Annotated in this window: 7 protein-coding genes; all 7 read left to right on the top strand. The window is 37.2% G+C overall.

The window, feature by feature from the left end:
• Positions 1-603, top strand: a 603-nt coding sequence (locus ACWITO_RS10615) for a Cas10/Cmr2 second palm domain-containing protein (RefSeq protein WP_448529968.1), incomplete at its 5' end; no start/stop codon positions are given.
• A gap of 12 nt (positions 604-615) precedes the next feature.
• The gene (gene csm2 / locus ACWITO_RS10610) at positions 616-1,083 is read left to right on the top strand and encodes a type III-A CRISPR-associated protein Csm2 (protein ID WP_448529967.1); all 468 of its coding nucleotides are present in this window, start codon (positions 616-618) and stop codon (positions 1,081-1,083) included.
• Between the two features lie 14 nt (positions 1,084-1,097).
• A complete protein-coding gene (gene csm3 / locus ACWITO_RS10605) occupies positions 1,098-1,748 on the top strand; it encodes a type III-A CRISPR-associated RAMP protein Csm3 (protein ID WP_448529966.1) in 651 nt (216 codons plus the stop codon).
• Complete coding sequence (gene csm4 / locus ACWITO_RS10600; RefSeq protein WP_448529965.1) at positions 1,748-2,773, top strand: type III-A CRISPR-associated RAMP protein Csm4; 1,026 nt, start codon at positions 1,748-1,750, stop codon at positions 2,771-2,773. Before csm3 ends, csm4 begins: the two co-directional genes overlap by 1 nt.
• 12 nt (positions 2,774-2,785) lie before the next feature.
• Entirely contained in the window at positions 2,786-4,189 is a 1,404-nt protein-coding gene (csm5, locus tag ACWITO_RS10595) for a type III-A CRISPR-associated RAMP protein Csm5 (RefSeq protein WP_448529964.1), read from the top strand.
• A 58-nt stretch (positions 4,190-4,247) separates the two neighbouring features.
• Positions 4,248-5,369 (top strand): Card1-like endonuclease domain-containing protein, encoded by a 1,122-nt coding sequence (locus ACWITO_RS10590; RefSeq protein ID WP_101359210.1) that lies wholly within the window; start codon positions 4,248-4,250, stop codon positions 5,367-5,369.
• Positions 5,362-5,760: a CRISPR-associated protein Csx20 gene (gene csx20, locus ACWITO_RS10585; protein WP_101359209.1), complete on the top strand. Its 399-nt coding sequence runs from the start codon at positions 5,362-5,364 to the stop codon at positions 5,758-5,760. The genes ACWITO_RS10590 and csx20 overlap by 8 nt, the downstream gene beginning before the upstream one ends.
• Positions 5,761-6,020 lie beyond the last annotated feature (260 nt).

Genomic DNA, 6,020 nt, shown 5'->3' with positions numbered 1-6,020 from the left:
GGAGGCGATGATTGCTTTTTAGTGGGTGCTTGGGATAAAATACTCAATGCCGCCCATATTATTCAAGATAACTTTGAAAAGTACAAAAAAGAAAAAAAGTTTGATAATACCCTTTCGGCGGGAGTGGTGATAGTTTCGCCCAAATTTCCTATGGTACGTATGGCGGAAGAGGCTGAAAATGCCCTCAAAACTGCCAAAAACAACGGCAAAAATGGTATTTGCATCTTTGGTGAAGTACTCCGATGGAATGAATTTGAGCAAGCCTGTAAAATCGCTTATGAACTGAAAAGGTTTGTAGAAGCTGATGAGCTACCCCGTAACATACTCCACCGCTTGCAGTCCTCAGAATTAGGTTTTACCAGCCTCCAAGAGCAAAAAGCAGGTAAAATCAATTTCCCACGCGTGCATCGCTTAAAGTATTATTTACGAAACATTGACAAAAATGCACCTGCTCACTCTTATTTAGAACAATTGTTTGAAAACTACAAAAATGCTCTTTTAACACATTTCCTAAAAAAGCCCAACGCTCCTAACCCCGCTTTGTATGTAGTAGCGGCTCGTTGGGCTGAACTGCTCACAAAATCGGCAAATAAGGAAAGCTAAACATAAAAAATTATGTACGGAAGCAAAAATCCAAATCAAAACAAAGGGCAAGAACAAGGTAAAAAAGATAAAACCTTTGCCGAACTTGCTGATGAAGCGTCCAAATTTTTCGGAACGCTCAAAACTGAAATATTTCAATTTGAGAAAAGCTCAAAAATTGATGAACTTTTCCAAAAAACCGAAGAGTTTGTAAAAGAGTATGGAAAAGATGTAACTACCCACCAACTTCGCAACATCTATCAAGAAATCAAAAAAGCAAGTAGCCTAATGGATTTGAAACTCTTGCGTCCTAATTTGGCTTACATTGCAGGCAGATTGGAAAAAAACGAAAAAGGCAAGGCTTTCGTAGCTTTTATAGATAGCCTTATCAGAGAAGTAAAAGAGAACCAAGTGGAAAAAGAGAACCAAGTGGAAAACTTCAAGAGTTTTATGGAATCAGTAGTTGCGTATCATAAATTTTATCACGGAAGTAACAAATAAAAATTATGCAAACAATGAAACTGCAAGAAAAAATCACTCTCAAAGGTACAATTACCACACATACAGGTTTGCATATTGGCGGTGCAAAAACTTCTATGGATATTGGGGGCTTGGATTTGCCTGTTATCAAAACGCCCAAAGGTGTGCCGTATATTCCGGGTAGCTCGCTCAAAGGCAAAATCAGAAGCCTTTTAGCCAAAACAGAAGGCTCTATGGATATAAGAAACGATAGCAACATCTTGCGAAAAATGTTTGGAGGAATAGAAGTGAAAGAACAAAACAAGAAGCAAGAAATCACCCGACTAATTTTCAGAGATGCCTATTTTGATGAGCAAGCCTTTGCCAAAGATTTTCCCAAAGGACAGGTAAAATTAGAAACCGATTTTACAGAAATCAAAACCGAAAATACCATTGAACGTACTACGGGCAAAGCAAAACACCCTCGTACCATAGAACGCGTGCCTGCGGGGGCGATTTTTCATTTTGAAATTGTTTTGGATAAATATGACAATGCAGAAGCCAAAGAAATTCTTGAAAAACTAAAAGAAGGTATAAAACTGCTCAACGAAGACTATCTCGGAGGCAGTGGCACACGTGGCTATGGCAAAGTAGAAATGAAATTTGATGAGGAAAGCGAAAAAATTATTCAAAACATTACGCAATAATGCAAATTAAAGTTTTACGATGTAAGCCCAACGCTCGGTTTCATTTGGGCGAAGTTACCGAAACAAGAAGCACCACCCTCACCGATACAGCAACCTACCTTCACGCAGATATTCTGTTTGGGGCTTTTGTGTATCAGCTCGCTTTGCTTTATCCTGAAAAAGTAGAGCCTTTTGTAGCGTTTTTTCAAAACAAACAAATTCAAATCTCTTCGGCTTTTTATTGCCTTGAAAATACGCAAAGAAATGAAAAAATTTTCTTTCTGCCCAAACCTTTGAGCCTTAATCTTCACGAAGTAAAAAACGAAAAAGGCGAAAGCCTGCACAAACAGCTCAAAAAAATACAATTTCTCTCGTGGAAAGTTTGGCAAAAAGGACTTTTACCCCCGCAATGGTTTGATGAAAACCTTTGCAAGATTATCAATGGCAGTTTCGTGATACTTAGCGAGGAAATCAGTCCAAAAGAAGCCGAAGACCTGCAAATTTACAAAAAAGACGATACGCTCAAAGTGCGACTGCACACCACCGAAGAAAAAGGCAATTTGTATAACCAAACCGATTTATTTTTGCTTGGAAACAAGCATTGGCAGGTACATTGGTATTTTTTAGAGAAAAATCAGCTTACAGGCGAAGACAAAGAAATTTACGAAAAAACTTGGCAAAATGTAGCAATGGCAGGTATCGGCGGAGAGCGTAGCACAGGAGCAGGCAAAATCCAAAGCATTGCTACTGAAAATCTTGATACTTCTTTTTTGATGCAAGAAAGCACGCAAAAAATGTCTGTTTCGCTTACTTTCCCACAAGAAAACGAAAGAAATAACTTATTGCTCTATCAGCTAAAAATGCGAGGGGGGCAGTTTTTGTCAGAAAATTACCGCTTGAAAGTTTTACAGGCAATCACCGAAGGAGCTATCCAAACGCAAGAACTGCAAGGCAAAATAGAAAGTATCGGCGAAAAAAAATTGCGTTATGGAATAAATTTCACCATTTCTTTGCCTGAAAAGTTTTATTTCAAAGCAAACTTTTAGAAACAAAAGCCTATGGCAAAGCATACCTTACACTTCAAAACGCTCACGCCTATTTCGGTAACAACGGGAGAGAAATTCTCACCTTATAGCGATTTTGTATTTGAAAACGACTCGGTGTATTTCATAGACAAAGAAAAACTCAAGCAAATCTTGCAAAGCAAACCTAATATGGAGGCACTGCTGGATAGCTACGTAGCAGGCGTAGCTACGGGAATGGATAACAACCGAAGCCGTTTTGAACTCAAAAACTACCTCACAGGAACACTGAAAGCCACTTTGCAAGAACTCACACTTCGCAAGTACCCCAAAACAAGTTCCGTAACAGGAAAGATTTACATCGGCGAAATTATCAAAAGTCCTCGTTTTGAGCCTTATGTGCCTGGCAGTTCGCTCAAAGGTGCTTGTAAAACTGCCTTGCTTTACGATTGGCTTAAAAATACAAGTAATGGCAAAAGTAAATTAGCAGAATTTTTAGAAAATATGAGAGCACAAAGAAGTAATTTTGAAAAAATTCTGCAAAATAAGATACAAGAATTTGAACTTGCCTTTGCCGATAGCTCGCTACTAAATCCCGAAAGCATTTGTATTCACAAAATTGTCCGATTTCATATCCAAAACCCTAACCCCAAAGGCACACCACAATACATAGAAGCCATTGATAAAGAAAATACTTTCACAGCCGAATTTCGTTCCGAAAGCCTTACAACCGAAAAACTTTTTCAAGCATTAGCCCGGTTCAGCCAAGATGCCAACCACAGAGATATAGAACTCCTCGAACAAACTCAAAAATCTAACAAAACTACCGAAACACTTTCAGGTTTTTATCAAGCAATACAAGAAAACTTGCAAAATGGCAAAATTTGCTTCAAAATTGGCTCGGGTAAAGGGTATTTTTTCAATTCTGTGGGGCTGGCGGTGTATCATCAAGATAAAAATAAGTTCAGAGAGTTTTTGGAAATTTTCAGACCTGCTCACCGAAACGTAAAAAACGCAAATTTATTCCCACTTACCAAAGTTATTTCGGTAGATACGCTGGAGCCTTGGGGCTGGGTGCAGGTAGATATAAAACCCATTCCTCAAGAAGTTAAGCCTATTCGCGTAGATTCCAAAGAAACAGAAACTAAAACCCAAGAAAATCCTAAACCCACTGAAAACACTTCTGCTCCCCAAGAAATCCGTGCCGAATATCTAAATACAGGCACAAAACTCAAAAAAGGCTCTATGCTCAATGCCGTAGTGGTGCATTCGGGCAAGCCCAACAAAGTAAAACTGATGATTGCCCCTAATAATGAACCTATTTTTGACCTCAAAGGTTACAGCAGTCCGTTAGAGGAAGGTAAAATTGTAATTGTTACCATAGAATACAACGAAAAGAAAAATCAAATTTTGGACGTAATTTTTAAGAAGTTAAAGTAACTTTAAGGCAAGAAAACGGCAAGAGTTGAAAAAAACTACTAAATAAAACCTAAATTTTATGAAAAACGTAGCTGTTCTGATTATCAGCGACCAAACTATCCAGAACGTTCAATTTATCAAAGAATTTTCCGAAAAAATCGGTACGTATTGGTTCATTACTACCGAAAGTATGGAAAACAAGGGCTGTTCAGAATGGATATGCGAAACTCTCCAACTTCCGAAAGAAAACGTTCAGAAGATTCTTGTTAATGAATTTAGCTTGCAAAATATCACCGAAAAGTTAAAAGATCGCTATCAAAGCGAAAATAGCTATCTTGTCAATATTACAGGAGGTACGAAATTGATGAGCATTGCCGTATATGACTTTTTCAGAGAGAAAACCAATGCCACTATTTACTACCTCACAGGCAGAAAAAATGAATTTCTGAACCTCACGCAAAATAGCCACAAAGAAACCTTACAACAAAAAATTACGCTGTATGAATATCTGACAAGTTATGGCATCAAAGTCAAAGAGAGCAGTCAGAAAGTACCTATGAAAACCTTTGAATTAGCCAAGGCAATGTATCAGGAATTTATACAAGCCAAACAGGCTAATATAGACTGCTTGCAAAAATTAAGAGATAAAATTCAAGAGGACAAAAAAATAAAAGAAATAAACGTAACTGATTTTGAAAACCTATCTGAGTTGTTACAAGCCATTGACTTGCAGCATCGGGGTCAAATTTCTCGCAAAGATGCCGAATACCTTACAGGAAAATGGTTGGAAGAATGGACTTACTACCGAATCAAAGAAAAACTACAATTAAACGAAAACACAATTGCCATAGGATTATATCTGCAAAAAAAAGGCATTGAAAAAACTGAAAACGATTTTGATGTAATGTTTATTTTGAAAAATGAGCTGTACATTGTGGAGTGTAAAACCTCGCATAAAATAAACAAAGAAAATAAACTCAATGAGTTTATTTACAAATTAGATGCTTTGCAGAAAGAATTTGGCTTATTTTCGCAGGCTTTTATTTATACGTTGGGGAGTTTGCCTACCGATGATAACCCCAAAAATATACTCAAAGATAGGCTCAAATTTCACCGAATTACACTGCTTACCAAAGAGCAAGTTAATATAGAAAATACGAAGTCTTTTGAAGGTTGGCTAAATAATTTAGCAAATGGCTAAAATATTTTTGCTTTTTTCGCACAAGCTCACCGAGCAACAAGAAACAGAGCTACGAAAAGATTGGGGCATCAGGGAAATATGGTATTTGCCTGATAATTTACAAACTATTTGGAGCAATGTTAATCCCGAAGTTATCCAAATTAGGGAAAGTCTGGAGGTTATTTTTGATTTTTTGCAGAAAAATGCTACGCCAAACGATTATGTTTTAGTACAGGGCGATTATGGGGCAGTAGTTTTGGTGGTGCAATGGTGTTGGAAAAAAGGGCTAATACCTTTGTATGGCACTACGCAAAGAGTAGCCCAAGAGACACGAGAAGGGGAACACATCAGGGTTGAACGAATTTTTAGACATTGTAGGTTTAGAAAATATGAAAAATTAATAAATCACTGATAATGAGATGCTTAATTATTTGCAAGTCGTCGAACACTGTTCAGAAGTATACTGTGCTTATTTAGTATAGCTAATTTTAGCCCTAAAAATGGCTTAATATCCTGATTTTCAGCGAGTCGTCGATCTCCAGGGAAAATCCTATGATTGGAGATCGACGACTTTTTTGTAAAAATTTTTCAAAAAAAATTTGGAAATTTCATTTCTTTCGCATACCTTTACAACGAAAATAACGCCTTTTAATCGTACCATTGTGGAATTGA

The sequence above is a fragment of the Raineya sp. genome, from assembly GCF_053497555.1.
The sequence above is the reverse complement of the archived record's forward strand: the minus strand, read 5'-3'. Positions and strand labels throughout refer to the sequence as shown.

Bases quoted from the DNA above. Each gene is read 5' to 3' on its own strand.
- csm2 (WP_448529967.1), top strand. From the start codon at position 616: ATGTACGGAAGCAAAAATCCAAATCAAAACAAAGGGCAAGAACAAGGT.
- csx20 (WP_101359209.1), top strand. From the start codon at position 5,362: ATGGCTAAAATATTTTTGCTTTTTTCGCACAAGCTCACCGAGCAACAA.
- ACWITO_RS10590 (WP_101359210.1), top strand. From the start codon at position 4,248: ATGAAAAACGTAGCTGTTCTGATTATCAGCGACCAAACTATCCAGAAC.
- csm3 (WP_448529966.1), top strand. From the start codon at position 1,098: ATGAAACTGCAAGAAAAAATCACTCTCAAAGGTACAATTACCACACAT.
- csm5 (WP_448529964.1), top strand. From the start codon at position 2,786: ATGGCAAAGCATACCTTACACTTCAAAACGCTCACGCCTATTTCGGTA.
- csm4 (WP_448529965.1), top strand. From the start codon at position 1,748: ATGCAAATTAAAGTTTTACGATGTAAGCCCAACGCTCGGTTTCATTTG.